We start from the raw sequence: 16,576 nt of genomic DNA, 5'->3' as shown, positions 1-16,576 counted from the left end.
AGCCGCTGCATCGCGCTGGGATTCCGCTGTGAATCGCCGAGGGAAAGCGTTCGCGTGGATGAAGCCCACAGGTCCGAACGTTATACCTGGCAGAGACGAGAGGACCACAAAATGGCAGATCGCAGCCTACGCGGCATCCGACTCGGCGCCCAGAGCCTACAGAGCGAAGAGGGCGTCGTTTTCATGGAGCGCCGAGAGACCACCTACACCTGTGACACGTGCGGCCATGTCACCACGCTCATGTTCGCGGCCGATGCCGATGCACCGCAGACCTGGGAGTGCCGCGCCTGCGGCGCAGAGGCACGCCTGAACGTCGACGGCCAGGCCGTGACGCTCGAAGTCGCCGACGAGAAGGCCGCCCGCACCCACTGGGACATGCTGATGGAACGGCGCAGCCGCGCCGAGCTCGAAGAACTGCTCGAAGAGCGTCTCGCGTTCATCCGCGCCCGACGTGGCGCCGGTGAGGACCCCACCCGCGAGAAGATCGGGGCCTAGCGCCTCCGGGCGCGCCACCACCCGACGAGCAGCGCGCCCAGCCCGCCCCACAGCAGCAGCTGCTGGATCCACGGGCCCAGGACGACACCTGCCGTGAGGCCGGAGCGGATCTCGACGTTCTCGAGCATCGCCCCGGCCTCATCTGCGTCCAGGCTCGACACGGTCGTCCCGTCGGCGCGGATGATCTGACTCGTGCCGACCGTCGAGATGTTGACGACGCTACGGCCGGTCTCGATCGCGCGCATGCGGGCGAAGGCCAGCTGCTGGAGGTTCTCGTCGGTTCCCCGGAAGTCGGCGTTGTTGGTCTGGAAGACGAGTACTCCGGCGCCGTCACGCACTCCCTGGTCGACCACATCGTCGTAGATCACGTCGAAGCAGATCGCGAGTCCCACCTGCACCCCGTCGACCTCGATCACCGAGCTGTTGGTGCCGGGTGTGTACTCCCGCTGGATCAGCCCGATGAGGTCGGGGGCGAGCGCATTGAAGAAGGCACGATCGGGGACGTACTCGCCGAAGGGGACGGGATGCCGCTTGTCGTGCGTCTGCTCCGCTCCCCCGCTCTCCGTCCAGAGCATCGACGTGTTGTAGTAACGACCGTCGCGCTCGGTCGCGGCGTTGGCGAGGAGCGGCGCCCCGACGCGCGAGCTCACGAACGTCATGCGTCGCGCGAGCGCGTCCGTCTGGAACGGGTCGTAGTCCAGCGATCCCTCCGGCCAGACCAGCAGATCGACGTCCTCCCCGAACAGCGGCTCCGTCGCGGTCGCCTGCGCATCGACGAGCGAGAACGACTCGCGCTCGTCGAAGTACCCGCTCGGTCCGTTCCCCTGCACGGCGGCGATGCGCAGGGAGCCGGTGCCCGTGGTCGGGAAGAGCGGGGTGAAGCCGAGCACGAGGACGAGCGCTGCAGGGAGGGCGAGTGTCGCAGGCCCGGGCCTGCGCCGGGTGCGCACCACCTCGATGACCACGGCGACGAAGAACACCATGACGAAGCTCAGACCGCTGATGCCGAGCCACGACGTCACCGGAGCGAGAGGGCTCTGAGCCTGGGTCATCCCGAGCCGCGCCCACGGGAAGCCCCCGTAGGGCCACGAACCGACGAAGAGCTCGCGGCCGACCCAGAGGGCCGCGACGATCGAGGGCAGCAGCACGACCTTCGCCACCGGCGAGGGAAAGGCCCGCGGCACCCAGCGGTAGGCGAGAGTGAGGGGAATGAGCGCGAGCGCGGTCAGACCCCCCTCGACCACGCTCAGCGCCGCCCAGGGCACGGGTCCGAGGTAGCGCGAGGTCCAGGACACGAGCAGAGCGAAGAACACGACGCCGTAGACGGCTCCGACGAGCAGTGCCCCGCCGGCGCGTCGGCCGATCAGTGCGAGCAGCAGGAGTCCCACCGCGGGGAACGCGAGGATCCACACCGCGGCCTCAGGGTACGACAGGTCCATGAGCACGGCTGCCACGGCGGCGGTGAGCACGGCAGCCCAGAGCGGCATGAGCGGACGCTGCGCAGGGGGCACTGCGGGCACAGCGGAAGACTCCGACATCGATCCCCTTCTCACATCGACGAGTACGCGACGATGCCTCGGCGCACTCCGTCGAGCGCGGTGCGCGCGTTCCTAGCCAGAGTTCCATCCTCGGCGACGATCGACAGCTGATCGAGCAGGTCGATCGTCTGCTTCGCCCAACGGACGAAATCGCCGGCCGCCATGTCGGCGTCGACCAGGACCCGGTCGAGGCTGCCTCCACGTGCCCAGGTGTGCATCGCGCCGGCGAGCCCCGCCGCGAGCGGCTCGGTGCCGGGCAGGTGATGCTCCTTCTCGAGATCGTCGAGCTCCGCCCACAGCGTGGTCGTCCGGTCGTACGCCGAGCGGAAAGCTCCTCGCGGCAGCCCCCGCTCGCCGGAGTTCGCCTCGTCCCGTCGAGGCTCGTAGACCAGGCAGCAGGCCATGGCTGCGAGAGACGGAGCGTCCAGCCCCTTCCAGAGCCCCTGCCGCAGTGACTCGGCGATGAGCAGATCGCGTTCCCCGTAGATCCGACGCATCGTGCGTCCGGCGTCGGTCAGTCGTGTCTCACCGTCTTCGCGCCGCAGATAGTCGAGCGTCTCGAGGACCTCGCTGACCCGATCGAACACTCGGGCGACGGTACCCGTGCGGTTCTCGATCTGGCGTCGGATGCGATCGGTGTCGCGCTTCAGCTTCCAGTAGCGCTCCGCCCACCGGGCGTGAGCCTCACGGTCGGGGCAGCGATGACAGCCGTGCCGCTGCATTCGCGTGCGCAGCGACTGGATCTGCTTCGCGCGCTTCTCGCGGGCGACTCGCGGTGAGTTCGAGTCCTGCCGGTTCTTCTTCTCGAGGTCGCTCAGCTCGCGGCGCATCGCGGAGTACTCCATGAAGTCGCCGTGATCGCAGACCATCGCCGCACGGTAGCCCTCGAGGGATTCCTCGGCCTCGCGCACCTTCCGAGCGAGGCCGACGACAGCCCGGTCGGCCTGAAACTGGGCGAACGACGACTCGAGGACCTCTCGAGCACGATCGGTGCCGAACAGATCGATGAGGTTCACGGCCATGTTGTAGGTCGGGCGGAAACTGGAGTTGAGCGGATAGGTCCGTCGGGATGCGAGCGCGGCGACGGCCTGCGGATCCATCCCCTCCGTCCACTGCACGACCGCGTGTCCCTCGACGTCGATGCCTCGCCTACCCGCTCGACCGGTGAGCTGCGTGTACTCCCCCGACGTGATCGCGACCCGCGCCTCGCCGTTGAACTTCTCCATCTTCTCGAGCACGACGGTACGCGCCGGCATGTTGATCCCGAGTGCCAGTGTCTCCGTCGCGAACACGACCTTCACGAGCTTGCGCTGAAAGAGCTCTTCCACGACCTCCTTGAACGCGGGCAGGAGGCCGGCGTGGTGGGCGGCCACTCCCCGTTCCAGGTTGTCGAGCCACTCCCAGTATCCGAGGATGCCGAGGTCCTCCTCCTGAAGCGTGCGAGTGCGGTCCTCGACGATGGAGCGGATCTCGGCCCGCTCTTCCGTCGAGGTGAGTCGCAGTCCGGACCGCCGGATCTGCTGCACAGCGGCGTCGCACCCCACCCGGCTGAAGATGAAGAAGATCGCCGGTAGGAGGTTCGAGCGCTCCAGCAGCCGTACGACGTCCGGGCGGTCCATCCTCTCGATGCGCCGCACGTTCGCCGAACGAACAGGGCGCCTCCCGCCGCGGGGCGGACGCTGGGCCTGACGTCCGGCGTGGCGGTTGCTCCGATAGGACTGCGCCTCGCGATTCTGCTCGTAGTGCGAGCCCGTGAACGAGCGGATGCGCATGAGCTCTTGATTCACCTGCGACGTCGCCAGACCGGCCCGGTCGTCGAACAGCGGAAGGAGATCGTCTCGGACGAGCACGTGCTGCTCGAGCGGCACCGGGCGGATCTCGGAGACGATCACCTCGGTGTCGCCTCGTACCGTGTCGAGCCAGTCGCCGAACTCCTCGGCGTTCGACACCGTCGCACTCAGGGAGACCAGCCGCACCTGCGACGGCAGATGGATGATGACCTCTTCCCACACCGCGCCCCGGAAGCGATCGGCCAGGTAGTGCACCTCATCCATCACGACGTACCGCAGGTCGCGCAGAGCCGCGGAATCCGCGTAGATCATGTTGCGAAGCACCTCGGTCGTCATGACGACGATGCGGGCGTTGCCGTTGATGTTCGTGTCGCCCGTCAGCAGCCCGACCTCGTCGGGGCCGTAGACGTCGACGAGCTCGCGGAACTTCTGATTCGACAGAGCCTTCATCGGGGTGGTGTAGAACGCCTTGTCGCGAGCCGTCTGCATGGCGAGATGGATGGCGAACTCGCCGACGATGGTCTTTCCGGCACCGGTCGGGGCGGCGACCAGAACGCTGTGACCTCGCTCGAGGGCGTGACACCCCTCGACCTGGAACGGATCGAGATCGAAGCGCTGACGCGCGGCGAAGGCCGTCGTCTGCGGGTGACCTGCCGCTTCTCGGGCGGCGGCGAAACGCTCGGCGGGCGAACTCATGCGATCGGGGAGGTGAGGCCGGCGGCCTCATCGCGCTTGCGCTTGCGACGGTCGAAAAGCATCGACACGAGAGCGGCTGCGAAGTAGAGCACCACCAGGATGCCGGCGAGCATGAACATGCTGACCAGGTCGGCTGCGGGCGTGGCCAGGGCCCCGAAGACGCAGGAGACGAGAATCGCGACCCGCCAGCCCTTGAGGATGTCTCGACCCGTCATGATGCCGGCGACGTTCAGAGCGACGAGGAACACCGGCAGGACGAATGAGACCCCGACCACGATCATGAGCTTGAACACGAAGTCGTAGAAAGCCGACGCCTCATAGAGGTTGTTCCCGCCCTCCGGGGTGAACCCGGCCATGAGCTCGATGACGTGCGGGACCACCAGCGTGCCGACGTAGCAACCGGCGAAGAAGAGCGGGATGGCGGCGCCGACGAAGCTGACCGTGTACAGGGTCTCCTTCTTCGTGAGGCCGGGCATGATGAACGCCCAGATCTGCCACAGCCACACGGGGGCCGAAAGGAAGAGCCCGATCGAGAACGCGATACGCATGCGCAGGTCGAACGGGGAGGTGACAGCGGTGAAGTTGAGAGCGACGATGCTCTGGCCCCGCTCATCCGAGATGTGACGGATGGGCTCGGTGATGAAGTGGATGATCGGGTCGGTCACCAGGAATGCGATGACCATGCCGACCACGAGGGCGACGGCAGCGATGATGAGTCGCTTGCGCAGCTCGACGAGATGGGCTCCCAGGGACATCCGCCGATCACGGCGTCCATCGCTCGCAGCCATCGCGGCTGAATCGATGGCGGCCACGGAGGTCAGCTGGGGCGTTCAGGCCCGGTCGCGGTCCCGCTTTCGGGGGCGGTCGACCCCTTGGGCTGAGGAGCCTCCGTCTGCTCGGCGACCGTGTCTTCTTCACGCATCGCCTTCATCTCGCCCTTGAAGACACGAGCCGACTGGCCCATGCTCTTCGCGAGAGCGGGAAGCTTCGCTGCACCGAACAGCAGCAGAACGATGACCACGAGGGCCAGCAGGTGCCAGCCGGTCAATCCAGCCATGGGGTACTCCTCACATCGGGGATCATGGCCAGTCTAACCGGCGTGAGAGCGATCCGGGTGGTGATACAGCGCGAGTCCGGCAGCGGCCCACTCTCGGGCGGCAGTGCGGGCGACGGCGGGCTCGACGATCTCCATGACACCGCCGAAGCGGGCGGCGAGCCGTTTGACCCCCCGCGGGTCGGCGAGATGGAGCCTCGCCGTAACCACGCCGTCGACGGTCTCGATCTCGTCACCCGTGAGGAAGCCACGCAGCAGCGGGGCGATCCGCTCCGGGATGCGCACTTTCACCTCGCCCTCGTCGGCCGCGGCTGCGAACGCCTCGGGGACGTGATCGCCGGCGTGCGTGATCGGGATGTCGGTCAGTCGAGCGTCGCTGACGCGGTCGAGGTGGAACGTCCGCATGGCCTTGCGCATGTGGCACCAGCCCTGCAGATACCACTGTGCGTTGGTGATCAGCACCTGCACCGGGTCGACGGTGCGTGTCGTCGGCGCGGCGTCCGGGGCTTGGTAGGTGAAGGAGACCGCCACGCCGTCACGCACTCCCTGCGAGACGACTCGACGTACCTCGTCGACCGCGCTGGGAGCCACCACGACCTCAGCGGGCGCGTCGGCAGCCCCCCGTGAGAGCTTCGAGATCAAGCCGCTCACCAGCCCCGAGTCCGAGACGGCCGGGACGGCCGCGACCATCTGCAGACCGGCGAGCAGTGCGGCTGCCTCACGGGCGGTGAACCTCGGCACGCGACGGAGCGCCACATCGTTCGTGATCTCGATGACGTCCTCCTCGTCGAGGAGATCCCAGTTGATGTCGAACATCTCCTGCGGCTGCTGCCAGTACCCCGAATCCCCGGGGAGTCCGATGACGGTGAGCTTCTCGACCATCTGGCGCATCTCGTTCGGGGTCACCCCGAACTCGGCTGCGGCTTCCTGCAGCGAGACCTGGCCGTGCTCGAGAAGGTAGGGGACGAGGGTGAGATACACCCGGACGCGGTCGGCCGCGAGGAGCGGCTTCGCCTTCTCGCTCATCGGCGCTTCCCCGCATCGGTGTTGGCCTCGACGACGGCGATGAGCCGTGCCACGACTGCCTCGCGCAATGCGACGGGCTCCACCACGCGAACCTCGGGGCCGTACGAGGCGAGCTCGTCGGCGAGGATGTGGAGGTCGACGAACGGCACACGGATGCCCTGTGCGGCGGCTGTCGCTCGACGGCCGAGCCGCAGCGATGCCTCCGTGCCGGGCGTCACCTCGAGCAGGGCGGAGTTCTCGGCGGCGACGGCCTCCAGGCCCGCTAGCGCGCGCTCCCCGGCGCCGTCGCGGAGCGACGGGTCGAAGGCGGTGGTGGTGGTCTTCACCGTGCCGACGATGCGACTGAGCAGGAACATGCGGTCCTCCTCGATGTCGACGTCGACGCCGAAGACATGCCAGCGTGCCTCGTAGTCGACGAGAGCGAGAGGACGGATGCTGCGCCGACGCGGGGCGTTCTCACCGGGCTTGAGATAGTCGAACACGACCACGCGACTCTTCTCGATCGCCTCCTGCATCGCCGGGAAGGCCCCGTCTCGGGCCGTGATGCGCGGTGCGAACCCGATGATGGGCTCGTCGCCGTCGATACCCAGCGCGCGGATCTTGCGCACTCCGGCCTGAGCATCGCCGGAGGCGGACTCGGCGCTCCACACGCTGCCGGCCAGCCGCAGCACGGCCAGCTCGGCCGGCGTGAACTCGATATCGCCCGGGAGGTCGTACTCCGCCTGCGGGATGCGGTACCGAGCCTCACGGAGATCGTTCGGGTCGGACTGATCGCCCAACGTCTCGACCGGGACTCCGAGCGTGCGGAGCTCGTCCTTATCGCGCTCAAACATCTTCTCGAGGGCATCCGACCGCGCTCCGGCATCCGCTCGCTGTCGATAACCCGAGACGTTGTCGAGGATCTGCTGCTTGGTGAGCCCGATCTCCGTGGCCATGAGCGCCACGACGAGGTTCGTCAGGCGCTCCTCCGCGGGAATCCGGGCCGCCATCACTGCTCCGGGGTCGGGACGATCCCCAGGATGTCGACGACGATCGCCGTCGCCTTGTTCCCGTCGGCCTCGGGCACGACCACGAGGAGCTGGGATCCGACCGTTGCGCCCTGGAGCTCGTTGGCGGCCAGCCCGACGTTCGGCTCGGAACCCCAGGTGCTGGTGGCGACCTTCTTGTCGTCCCACCCGACGGCCGTCAGGTTCGTGATGATGGTCTGGCCCTTCTCGACGACCGGACCGTCGCCCTTGATGAGGGTCTGCGTCACGGACTTCTTCGGCGCGGGGCTGTCGGGGATGATCACACCCGGTGTGCCGTCGGGAGCACGGACGACGGTGGGCATACCGCGCGCGTCGTTGAACTGCGGGTCGCCCTCGGCGCGCGCGAGCTTCACATCGAGGACGTCGATGACCGCGACCACGTTCTCGTCGTCGCCGAGATCGAAGGCCTCGACATTCGCCTGTCCGAAGTCGTCCGGCGTCAGCACGGCCACGATGCGGCTGCCGTCGGTCGCGCACTCGAGCGCCTTCTCGAGCCCGGGGGACTTCTGCGACCAGTACGCGATGCTGTGCACCCGGCTCAGATCGCCGTCGAACTCAGTCTCGTACAGCTGCTTGCCACTGTCGCCGGCGAAGAACGCCAGGTCGAGCACCAGCGGCTGCGACGTCGACGTGAGCGTCCGCCCGTCGCCGACGATCGCGTCGGCGACCGAGGTCTTCGACGCCTTGACCGGTCCGAAGACCTCGACGTCGGGCTTCGCGCCGAGTTCGCCGTCGACGTTCACGGAGTCGAGGATCGCGCTCGAGCCGGACGCGCGGTCGCAGGCCTCCCCCGCGAACGACGGGGCGGACGCGCACCCGGTCAGAGCGATCGCGGCGAAGCTGAGGGTGGCCAGAACGGCGGACGTTTTACGCACGCGCTCCAGTCTATTCCGTCGGGGGCTCCGATACGCGCGACGCTGCAGCGAGGCGCGCGCCCTCTGCGGCCTTCGCCGCCTCCCTCGCCCGCTTGCGGAGGTTCTTGTCGGTGATCTCTCGATCTCCGACGGCACCGGGGGTCCACAGCTCGACGTCGTCGTCGCCGTAGCTGCTCTTCGATGCGCGGCGCTTGACGGACGGCGCGACAGCGCCGGGGGCGAGACGGCGAGCGGTGAGGAGGAAGCCGGTGTGCGCGACCATGCGGTGGTCGGGGCGCACGGCGAGCCCCTCGACGTGCCAGCCGCGGACCATGGTCTCGGAGGCATCGGGGTCGGTGAAGAGGCCGGTGCCGCGGATGTACTCGGCCACCCGCGAGAGCTGCGTGGCGGTGGCGACGTAGCAGAGCACCACGCCACCGGGAGTCAGCGCGTCGGCCACGACGTCCATGCACTCCCACGGCGCGAGCATGTCGAGCACCACGCGGTCGACGGTGCCCGGCTCGAACTCCGCGGGGAGGGCCTCGGCGAGATCGCCGACGACGACGTTCCACGTCGAGGGCGTCTCCCCGAAGAAGGTCTCGACGTTGCCGCGAGCGACCTCGGCGAAGTCGTCTCGACGCTCGAATGACACGAGTCGTCCGGCCGGCCCGATCGCGCGCAGCAGCGACAGCGACAGCGCTCCTGAGCCCACTCCGGCCTCGACGACCACGGCGCCGGGGAAGACGTCGGCCTGCATGACGATCTGCGCGGCGTCCTTCGGGTACACGATGGCCGCGCCGCGAGGCATCGACATCGCGAAGTCGCGGAGCAGCGGGCGCAGGGCGAGGTACTCGTGGCCGGAGCTGTTCGCCACGACGGAGCCGTCGGGGAGTCCGATGAGGTCACGATGACGGAGCACGCCGTGATGCGTGTGCAACTCGCCGTCCTCGCGGAGGGTGACGGTGTGGAGGCGACCCTTCGGACCCGTCAACTGCACGCGGTCGCCCTCGCGAAAGGGGCCGCTCGGGCGGTGTGCGGCTGCGTGGGTCATCGGCTGACTCCTGTCATGACCTTGCGGTCGAAGAGGTCGACGAGATCGGCGGCGGTGCGGTGCTCCAGCGTCGGCCAGAGCTCGTGCGCGCCGACGTGGTCGAGTGAGACGATGTGGGGCACGCCCAGGGTGACCGCACCCGAGGCGAGACCTGCGCGGAGCCCAGTGGGCGAGTCCTCGATGACGAGCGTGTCGGCGATGTCGACGTCCAGCAGCGACGCGGCATGCAGATAGGGCTCGGGGTGGGGCTTGGGGTTCGAGACGTCATCACCGGCGACCACGATGTCGAAGGCATCGAACTCGATGAGGTCGACGACGCTGAGGGCCATCCGCCGCAGTGACATCGTCACGAGCCCCGTCGTGATGCCGGCGGCCTTGAGGTCGAGAAGGAGCTCTCGGGCCCCGGGTCGGAACGGCACGCCCTGCACGCGCAGTGCCTCCTGCACGCCGTCGGTGAGGAGGGCGATGATGGCGTGGGCCTCCATGTCGACACCCGCGTTCTGCAGGATCACCGCACTGTCGATCAGGCCGTTACCGACGAGCTGGAGCGCCTGCTCGTGGCTCCACGTCCCGCCGAAGGATTCGACGAGTGCCGTCTCCGCCGCCATCCAATACGGCTCGGTGTCGACGAGGGTTCCGTCCATGTCCCAGAGGATCGCGCGGGGCTGTCTGCTCACCGGTCCATGTTAGCCGTGGCTCCGCCCTCCCCCCGTCGCGTCGGACTAGCCTGGGGAGACACCGAACCGCAACCGCGAAGGGAGATCACGATGGATGTTCTGGGTTCACGCATCATCATCGCCGCCTTCGACGGCTGGAACGACGCGGGCGAAGCCGCCAGCGGCGCCATCGCCGCATTGCGCGCCGAGAACGAGTACGACCTCGTGCACTCGATCGACCCCGAGCTGTACTTCGACTACCAGTACACCCGGCCGGCAACGAAGATGGATGCCGAGGGGCGCCGCCAGCTGACGTGGCCCGAGGCCGGGCTGTGGCGGCCCCGCGATCCGGGACCCGGCCCCGAGCTGTGGATCCTCACCGGCGTGGAACCCGCTCGCACCTGGCAGGCCTTCGCGTCCGAATTCATGGACGTCGCGCTGCGTGACGACATCACGGGCCTGGTGACCCTCGGCGCCATGCTCTCCGATGTCCCGCACACCCGCCCGATCTCTATCTTCGCGGCCAGCCAGAACGAACAGGTCCGTGAAGCCCACGGGCTCGAGCGCTCGCTGTACGAGGGGCCCGTCGGCATCCTCAGCGTGTTCGAGCACTTCGCGGAGACCTCCGGCATCCCGACGGCGAGCCTGTGGGCCAGCGTGCCCCACTACGTCGCCTCGGCCACTCCGTCTCCGAAGGTCACGCTCGCGTTGCTCGACCGCCTCGAGGAGCTGACCGGCGTCGACGTCCCGCGGGATCACCTGCGCACGGAGGCCGCCGCCTGGGAGGCGTCGATCGACGCGGCTGCGGCCGACGACGAGGACATGACCGAGTACATCAGGCAGCTCGAGCGCACGCGCGACACCTGGGACTCCCCCGATGCGTCCGGCGACGCCATCGCCCAGGCCTTCGAGCGCTACCTGAAGCGACGAGGAGACGGGCCGGCCGACCGCAAGGGGTGAGCGACGCCCCGCCGAGACCCCGCGTTCGCGCCGAGACCCCCGCCTGCTGACGGCAGCAGGCGGGGGTCTCGGCGATAGACGGGGGTCTCGGGGTCAGGCCGGGATCACACCGAGGCCGAGCAGCACGAGGAGTACCGATCCCAGCAGGATGCGGTAGATCACGAAGGGCAGGAAGCTGCGCTTCGAGATGTAGTTCATGAAGAAGGCGATGACCGCGAGAGCCACCACGAACGCCACCCCGGTCGCGGCGAGCGTGTCGCCGAACGAGAAGAACGACGGCTGGTCCCAGCTCTTGAAGACCTGGTAGAACCCGCTGCCGAACACCGCGGGGATGGCGAGCAGGAAGGCGTACCGTGCGGCTGCTGCACGCTCGTACCCGAGGAAGAGACCCATCGTGATCGTGCCGCCGGAGCGCGAGACACCCGGGATCAGCGCGAGTGCCTGCGCGAACCCGAAGGCGACGCCGTGCGGGTAGGTGAGGTCGCCGAGCTTGCGACGCTTCGCGCCGACGTGATCCGCCACGCCCAGAAGGACACCGAAGACGATGAGCATGACGGCGACGATCCACATGGACCGGAGGACCGTCTCGATCTGATCCTGGAACAGGAGTCCAAGGAGGACGATCGGGATGCTGCCGATGATGATCATCCAGCCCATGCGCGCATCGGGGTCGCTCTTCGGCGCCCTGCCGATGAGCGAGCGGAACCACTGTCGGATGATGCGCACGATGTCGCGCCAGAAGAACACCACCACCGCGGCCTCGGTGCCGATCTGCGTGATGGCGGTGAACGCGGCCCCCGGGTCTTCGCCGGACGGCAGGAACGTGCCGAGGATGCGCAGGTGCGCACTCGAGGAGATCGGCAGGAACTCGGTGAGTCCCTGCACGAGGCCGAGGATGAGCGCTTCGAGCAGATGCATGGAGGAGCCTTCGGAGTGTTCGGGGCGGCGCAGACGCGCGGGGAGAGCGCTCAGTACGTGCGCAGCAGATCGGCCAGCACCTGCTGACCGAAGACAAGCGATTCTACGGGCACGCGCTCATCGACCCCGTGGAACATGCCCGTGAAGTCGAGGTCGGCCGGCAGCCGCAGCGGCGCGAAACCGTACCCGGTGATGTCGAGGTACGCGAGCGCCTTGTTGTCGGTGCCGGCCCCGAGCAGATAGGGGATGACGGGGACGCCGGGGTCATGACGTCCGAGGCTCGCGACCATGGCGTCGACGAGGTCGCCCTCGAACGGGGTCTCCATGCCGATGTCGCGGACGACGGTCTGGATCTCGATCTCGTCGCCCACGATCTGCTGCAGCTCGCGGAGCACGTCGTCTTCGGTGCCGGGGATCACGCGGACGTCGACGAGCGCCTCGGCGCGCTCCGGGATGACGTTGTGCTTGTACCCGGCGCTGAGCACCGTGGGGTTGGTCGTGGTGCGGAACGTCGACCGGAGGAACGCCTCCGCAGGTCCGGCCGCCGCGGCCAGCGCGTCAGGGTCATCGACCGAGCGCCCCGTGAGGTCGCTCAACCCCCGAAGCAGCGCCTCGGTCGTCGGCGTGAGCCGGACGGGCCATCTGGTGCGGCCGATGGCCGCCACGGCCTCGGCGAGCTTCGTGACCGCGTTGTCGTCGTGCAGTCGACTCCCGTGTCCCGCGCGACCCCTGGCCACGAGGCGGATCCAGATCAGCGCCTTCTCCCCCACCTGCAACAGGTATGCGCGGCGATCGTCGACCGAGATCGAGTAGCCCCCGACCTCGCTGATCGCCTCGGTGGCGCCCGCGAACCACTCGGGGCGGTCGCGCACGACGAGCGCTGAGCCCTCCACCCCGCCGTTCTCCTCGTCGGCGAAGAACGCGAGGATCAGATCGCGTTCCGGCCGCTCGCCCGCACGGAGGATGTTCGCGACCGCGGTGAGGATCATGGCATCCATGTTCTTCATGTCCACGGCGCCCCGTCCCCACAGCATCCCGTCCTCGACGACTCCGGCGAACGGGTCGACGGTCCAGTCCTCGGGCATCGCCGGGACGACATCGAGATGGCCGTGCACCACCAGCGCCGGCTTGCTGCGGTCGCGCCCGGGCACTCGCGCCATGACGTTGGTGCGCCGAGGGATCGGCTCGTAGTACTCGACCTCGAGTCCGAGATCCGTCAGGTAGGCGCCGACGTACTCGGCGGCCTCGCGCTCGCCCTTCGCCTCACCGCCGCCGAAGTTCGACGTGTCGAAGCGGATCAGGTCTCGGGCCACGCGCACGACTTCGGGGAGGGACTGCTCGCTCATCGGTCCAGGGTATCGAAGCGAGGAGGCGCGCCCGGGCGACCGCCCCGGTTTCGGAGTGCGTCGAACCGCGTGCTAATGTAAATCTTCGTTCGGCAACGAACATCCAACACCTGCGCGGGTGGCGGAATGGTAGACGCGCTACGTTGAGGTCGTAGTGCCCGTAAGGGCGTGGGGGTTCAAGTCCCCCTCCGCGCACGGTCAGGCCCCGGAAGATCCCAGATCTTCCGGGGCCTTCTTCGTGGGCGCTCGCGATCAGCTCACCCTGCGATCCGGAAGCGCTTGCGGTACTCCCCCGGTGAGACGCCGAGCGTCCGATGGAAGGCGCGGGTCAGCGTGTCCACCGCTCCGAAACCGCAGGCCGACGCGACGCGAGACAGTGTGTCGTCCGTGCTCTCCAGACGATTGCGCGCCGTCTCGACGCGCAGGGATTCGACGTATGCGCCCGGAGTGGTCCGCAACTCGGTGCGGAAGAGTCGCGTCAAATGGCGTTCGCTCACGCGGGCGACATCCGCCAGCGCGTGAACCGTGAGATCGCCGTCGACGTGGGCGAGGATATGCAGGCGCAGCTCGTCGATCCGCCGCGTGGTCGTCGGGGCGCTCAGCGGCACGCTGAACTGGCTCTGCCCACTGGGGCGCTTCAGGTACATCACGAGCTGCCTGGCCACGCGCGCGGCCATCGGCTCGCCGAAGTCCTCGGCGACGAGAGCCAGGGTCAGGTCGAGGCACGCTGTGAGCCCGGCTCCCGTCCAGACGTCGCCCTGCTTGATGAAGATCGGATCGGGCTCGACGTCCACGTCAGGGTGCTGCGCGGCGAGTTGCGCTGCCGTACTCCAGTGGGTCGTCGCGCGTCTGCCGTCGAGCAGGCCGGCTGCAGCGAGCACGTGGGCTCCGACGCACACGGACGCCACTCGTCGCGAACGGATCGCGAGTTCCCGCACGTGCGCGACGATGCGGTCGTCGACGACGGCGGTGACTCGACGCTGGGCATCGCGCTCCACAGCTCCGGGGACGATCAGCGTGTCGACGGCTCGATGCGCCACCTGCTCGAAGGTGACGTCCGGGAGGACGCGCACCCCCGCCGAGGTCGTCACGGGCTCGAGCGACTCCGCCGCGAGCACGACCTCGTATCCCGTCGCCTCATCCATCTCCCGCGCCAGCAGCGAGAGCACCTCGGGCGGCCCGGTGACGTCCAGCAGGTCGACGCGATCGAAGAGCACGATCACCATCAGCCGTCGTCTCATGACGCTCACCTCCGAATGTCGGTTTCTGCGGATAGCTGGTCCTTCCGGACACGCTCACCCTCTCATAGCGTGGCCTGCATTCACCTTCGACCGACACCCCGAGGAGGCATCTCTCATGCCGCGTACGACACTCCGACAGCTGAACGGCTTCGACGATCGACCAGCGACCCTCCCCGAGGCGGTCCTCGTGCTCGTCGACTACCAGAACACGTACACCACGGGCGTGATGGAACTGGAGGGGTGGCGGCCGGCGCTCGATGCCGCCGCGAATCTCCTGGCGCGGGCGCGCGAGGTCGGATCGCCGGTCATCCACGTGGTGAACGACGGCGGGGCGGGCACGCCGTACGACGTGCACTCCGAGATCGGCCGGATCCACGACGATGTCGCCCCCCGCCATGACGAGGCCGTCGTCGTGAAGAGCGCCCCCAACGCCTTCGTCGGCACGGATCTCGGCGAACTCGTCGAGCGGACCGGTCGAACGGATGTCGTCATCGCGGGTTTCATGACGAACATGTGCGTGACGTTCACCGCCGAAGGAGCCTTCCTCGGCGGGTTCCGACCGACGATCGTCGCCGACGCCTGCGCGACGCGTCCGCTCGAGAGCGCGGGCACACCCGTCTCCGCGCTCTCGCTGCACGAGGCCGCCCTGGCGACCATCGGTGATCTCTACGGCGTCGTCGTGCGGACGGGTGATGAGCTGACGTGACGCGATCGGTGCCGACGAGGTGCGCGGCGGCGGCGGGGACGGGGCACAGCTCCGCTCGGGGGTGCAGTGCCCCGCCAGCGACCGCTCTCAGACCGCTCCGACCCCGAAGACGAGACCGAGCACGTACGTGACCGCCGCGGCGCCGAAGCCGATCGCCAGCTGACGCAGAGCCCGCCGGAGCGGCGGGCCACCGGACAGGATGCCGACCATCGCCCCGGTCGACAGCAGCGCGACCCCGACGAGCACGAGTGCGACCACGACCGCTGTGGTGCCCTGGAGGCCGAAGATCCACGGAAGCACCGGGATGATCGCGCCGGAGGAGAACAGCAGGAAGGACGAGATCGCGGCTGTCCAGTCGCTGCCGACGATGTCGTGGTCGTCACCCGCGTGCACGTGGACGGGGCCCGTGGTGGTGCGCTCGACACCGGCCCGCGCGGCAGCCACGATTCGCCGGGCACGTTCCAGGGCCTCTTCGGGCCCCGCTCCGCGGGCTCGGTAGACGAGCGCGAGCTCGTTCTCGTCGATATCGAGGTCGGCGGCCGTCGCTGCCGCGTCTTCGTTCGCCTCGGTCGCCGCGAGCAGTTCGCGTTGGGAGCGCACGGAGACGAACTCGCCCGCTCCCATCGACAGCGCTCCGGCGAGCAACCCTGCGATACCGCTGAACAGGACGAAACCGGAGCTCACGCCCGTCGCACCGATACCGAGCACGAGCGCGAGGTTGCTCACGAGACCGTCGTTGGCGCCGAACACCGCGGCCCGGAATGAGCCGGACAAGCGGCGGCGGCCTCGCGCGGCGAGTCCGCGCACGACCTCGTAGTGCACCTTCTCGTCCGCGCGCATCGCCGGGGTGGCGTACTGCTCCTCGTCGTACGGCGACCGCGCCTCGGCGCTCTGCGCGAGGGCGAGCACGAAGATCGATCCGAAGCGCCCCGCCATCTGACCGAGCATTCGCGAGCGCACGCCGGCCCTCGGCAGGCGCGCCGGCTCGCCGCCCAGCAGGTCGAGCCAGTGCTGCTCGTGGCGACGCTCGGCCTCGGCGAGTCCGAGGAGGATCTCGCGCTCCTCGCCCGTTCGTCGGTGCGCGAGGCGCTGGTAGACGAGGCCCTCCGCTCGCTCCTCGACGAGGTAGCGGGCCCAACGACGCCGGTCGGCGTCGGTCGCGGGGGCAGGCGCGGGTGCGGTCATGGAGTCTCCTCGGTACTGCTGCGGGGGTCGTT

At 68.6% G+C, this 16,576-nt stretch carries 16 protein-coding genes and 1 tRNA gene; 4 read left to right on the top strand and 13 right to left on the bottom strand.

All coding sequences use genetic code 11. The annotated features are described in order from the left end of the window. Positions 1-111: 111 nt before the first annotated feature. Positions 112-495, top strand: coding sequence for an RNA polymerase-binding protein RbpA (locus FSY98_RS16060; protein WP_144877617.1), 384 nt, complete (start codon positions 112-114; stop codon positions 493-495). Here the strand turns inward: FSY98_RS16060 and lnt are convergent. The 9 genes from lnt to FSY98_RS16015 all read right to left on the bottom strand — a co-directional run bounded on the left by lnt (position 492) and on the right by FSY98_RS16015 (position 10,209). Next, entirely contained in the window at positions 492-2,033 is a 1,542-nt protein-coding gene (gene lnt / locus FSY98_RS16055) for an apolipoprotein N-acyltransferase (RefSeq protein ID WP_144877616.1), read from the bottom strand. The two genes, FSY98_RS16060 and lnt, sit on opposite strands and share 4 nt — an antisense overlap. Before the next feature lie 11 nt (positions 2,034-2,044). Further along, on the bottom strand, positions 2,045-4,519 hold the full coding sequence (locus FSY98_RS16050) for an RNA helicase (RefSeq protein ID WP_144877615.1): 2,475 nt from the start codon (positions 4,517-4,519) through the stop codon (positions 2,045-2,047). After that, a complete protein-coding gene (gene tatC / locus FSY98_RS16045; protein ID WP_144877614.1) occupies positions 4,516-5,274 on the bottom strand; it encodes a twin-arginine translocase subunit TatC in 759 nt (252 codons plus the stop codon). The genes FSY98_RS16050 and tatC overlap by 4 nt, the downstream gene beginning before the upstream one ends. Positions 5,275-5,336: 62 nt before the next feature. Continuing rightward, positions 5,337-5,576 carry a twin-arginine translocase TatA/TatE family subunit gene (locus tag FSY98_RS16040; RefSeq protein ID WP_144877613.1) on the bottom strand — a complete coding sequence of 80 codons (240 nt, stop codon included), beginning with the start codon at positions 5,574-5,576 and terminating at the stop codon, positions 5,337-5,339. A 33-nt stretch (positions 5,577-5,609) separates the two neighbouring features. Then, positions 5,610-6,599 (bottom strand): YafY family protein, encoded by a 990-nt coding sequence (locus FSY98_RS16035; RefSeq protein WP_144877612.1) that lies wholly within the window; start codon positions 6,597-6,599, stop codon positions 5,610-5,612. Next, positions 6,596-7,588, bottom strand: coding sequence for a YafY family protein (locus tag FSY98_RS16030; protein ID WP_144877611.1), 993 nt, complete (start codon positions 7,586-7,588; stop codon positions 6,596-6,598). The genes FSY98_RS16035 and FSY98_RS16030 overlap by 4 nt, the downstream gene beginning before the upstream one ends. Next, the gene (locus FSY98_RS16025; RefSeq protein ID WP_144877610.1) at positions 7,588-8,502 is read right to left on the bottom strand and encodes a hypothetical protein; all 915 of its coding nucleotides are present in this window, start codon (positions 8,500-8,502) and stop codon (positions 7,588-7,590) included. Before FSY98_RS16025 ends, FSY98_RS16030 begins: the two co-directional genes overlap by 1 nt. A 10-nt stretch (positions 8,503-8,512) precedes the next feature. Continuing rightward, positions 8,513-9,532 (bottom strand): tRNA (adenine-N1)-methyltransferase, encoded by a 1,020-nt coding sequence (locus tag FSY98_RS16020; RefSeq protein ID WP_144877609.1) that lies wholly within the window; start codon positions 9,530-9,532, stop codon positions 8,513-8,515. Further along, on the bottom strand, positions 9,529-10,209 hold the full coding sequence (locus FSY98_RS16015) for an HAD family phosphatase (RefSeq protein WP_260857537.1): 681 nt from the start codon (positions 10,207-10,209) through the stop codon (positions 9,529-9,531). The genes FSY98_RS16020 and FSY98_RS16015 overlap by 4 nt, the downstream gene beginning before the upstream one ends. Before the next feature lie 90 nt (positions 10,210-10,299). On the opposite strand from FSY98_RS16015, the gene FSY98_RS16010 reads away from it, so the two are divergent. Continuing rightward, positions 10,300-11,148, top strand: coding sequence for a PAC2 family protein (locus tag FSY98_RS16010; protein ID WP_144877608.1), 849 nt, complete (start codon positions 10,300-10,302; stop codon positions 11,146-11,148). Positions 11,149-11,241: 93 nt separating this feature from the next. Here the strand turns inward: FSY98_RS16010 and FSY98_RS16005 are convergent, their stop codons facing one another. Together FSY98_RS16005 and FSY98_RS16000 are read right to left on the bottom strand one after the other, a co-directional pair. Beyond that, a complete protein-coding gene (locus FSY98_RS16005) occupies positions 11,242-12,066 on the bottom strand; it encodes an undecaprenyl-diphosphate phosphatase (protein WP_144877607.1) in 825 nt (274 codons plus the stop codon). Between the two features lie 50 nt (positions 12,067-12,116). Further along, the gene (locus FSY98_RS16000; protein ID WP_144877606.1) at positions 12,117-13,412 is read right to left on the bottom strand and encodes a M20/M25/M40 family metallo-hydrolase; all 1,296 of its coding nucleotides are present in this window, start codon (positions 13,410-13,412) and stop codon (positions 12,117-12,119) included. A 112-nt stretch (positions 13,413-13,524) separates the two neighbouring features. Here FSY98_RS16000 and FSY98_RS15995 point away from each other — a divergent pair. Further along, positions 13,525-13,607, top strand: a tRNA-Leu gene (locus FSY98_RS15995). Positions 13,608-13,669: 62 nt separating this feature from the next. On the opposite strand, the gene FSY98_RS15990 is transcribed toward FSY98_RS15995, so the two are convergent. Beyond that, positions 13,670-14,653 (bottom strand): GlxA family transcriptional regulator, encoded by a 984-nt coding sequence (locus FSY98_RS15990; RefSeq protein WP_144877605.1) that lies wholly within the window; start codon positions 14,651-14,653, stop codon positions 13,670-13,672. Between the two features lie 115 nt (positions 14,654-14,768). Between FSY98_RS15990 and FSY98_RS15985 the strand changes: the two genes are divergently transcribed. Further along, positions 14,769-15,359: an isochorismatase family protein gene (locus FSY98_RS15985; RefSeq protein WP_144877604.1), complete on the top strand. Its 591-nt coding sequence runs from the start codon at positions 14,769-14,771 to the stop codon at positions 15,357-15,359. Positions 15,360-15,446: 87 nt separating this feature from the next. Here FSY98_RS15985 and FSY98_RS15980 read toward each other — a convergent pair whose 3' ends face one another. Continuing rightward, positions 15,447-16,544: a VIT1/CCC1 family protein gene (locus FSY98_RS15980; RefSeq protein WP_144877603.1), complete on the bottom strand. Its 1,098-nt coding sequence runs from the start codon at positions 16,542-16,544 to the stop codon at positions 15,447-15,449. Positions 16,545-16,576: the final 32 nt, after the last annotated feature.

This window comes from Microbacterium sp. 1.5R (genome assembly GCF_007667425.1).
Taxonomy (GTDB): domain Bacteria; phylum Actinomycetota; class Actinomycetes; order Actinomycetales; family Microbacteriaceae; genus Microbacterium.
This window is presented reverse-complemented; position numbering and strand designations above follow the sequence as displayed.

What these genes read in the sequence shown, in the direction of transcription:
- FSY98_RS15990 (WP_144877605.1), bottom strand. Translation starts at nt 14,653, where the DNA reads ATGAGACGACGGCTGATGGTGATCGTGCTCTTCGATCGCGTCGACCTG.
- FSY98_RS15985 (WP_144877604.1), top strand. Translation starts at nt 14,769, where the DNA reads ATGCCGCGTACGACACTCCGACAGCTGAACGGCTTCGACGATCGACCA.
- FSY98_RS15980 (WP_144877603.1), bottom strand. Translation starts at nt 16,544, where the DNA reads ATGACCGCACCCGCGCCTGCCCCCGCGACCGACGCCGACCGGCGTCGT.
- FSY98_RS16060 (WP_144877617.1), top strand. Translation starts at nt 112, where the DNA reads ATGGCAGATCGCAGCCTACGCGGCATCCGACTCGGCGCCCAGAGCCTA.
- FSY98_RS16030 (WP_144877611.1), bottom strand. Translation starts at nt 7,588, where the DNA reads ATGGCGGCCCGGATTCCCGCGGAGGAGCGCCTGACGAACCTCGTCGTG.
- FSY98_RS16020 (WP_144877609.1), bottom strand. Translation starts at nt 9,532, where the DNA reads ATGACCCACGCAGCCGCACACCGCCCGAGCGGCCCCTTTCGCGAGGGC.
- FSY98_RS16035 (WP_144877612.1), bottom strand. Translation starts at nt 6,599, where the DNA reads ATGAGCGAGAAGGCGAAGCCGCTCCTCGCGGCCGACCGCGTCCGGGTG.
- FSY98_RS16000 (WP_144877606.1), bottom strand. Translation starts at nt 13,412, where the DNA reads ATGAGCGAGCAGTCCCTCCCCGAAGTCGTGCGCGTGGCCCGAGACCTG.
- lnt (WP_144877616.1), bottom strand. Translation starts at nt 2,033, where the DNA reads ATGTCGGAGTCTTCCGCTGTGCCCGCAGTGCCCCCTGCGCAGCGTCCG.
- FSY98_RS16050 (WP_144877615.1), bottom strand. Translation starts at nt 4,519, where the DNA reads ATGAGTTCGCCCGCCGAGCGTTTCGCCGCCGCCCGAGAAGCGGCAGGT.
- FSY98_RS16040 (WP_144877613.1), bottom strand. Translation starts at nt 5,576, where the DNA reads ATGGCTGGATTGACCGGCTGGCACCTGCTGGCCCTCGTGGTCATCGTT.
- FSY98_RS16005 (WP_144877607.1), bottom strand. Translation starts at nt 12,066, where the DNA reads ATGCATCTGCTCGAAGCGCTCATCCTCGGCCTCGTGCAGGGACTCACC.
- FSY98_RS16010 (WP_144877608.1), top strand. Translation starts at nt 10,300, where the DNA reads ATGGATGTTCTGGGTTCACGCATCATCATCGCCGCCTTCGACGGCTGG.
- tatC (WP_144877614.1), bottom strand. Translation starts at nt 5,274, where the DNA reads ATGTCCCTGGGAGCCCATCTCGTCGAGCTGCGCAAGCGACTCATCATC.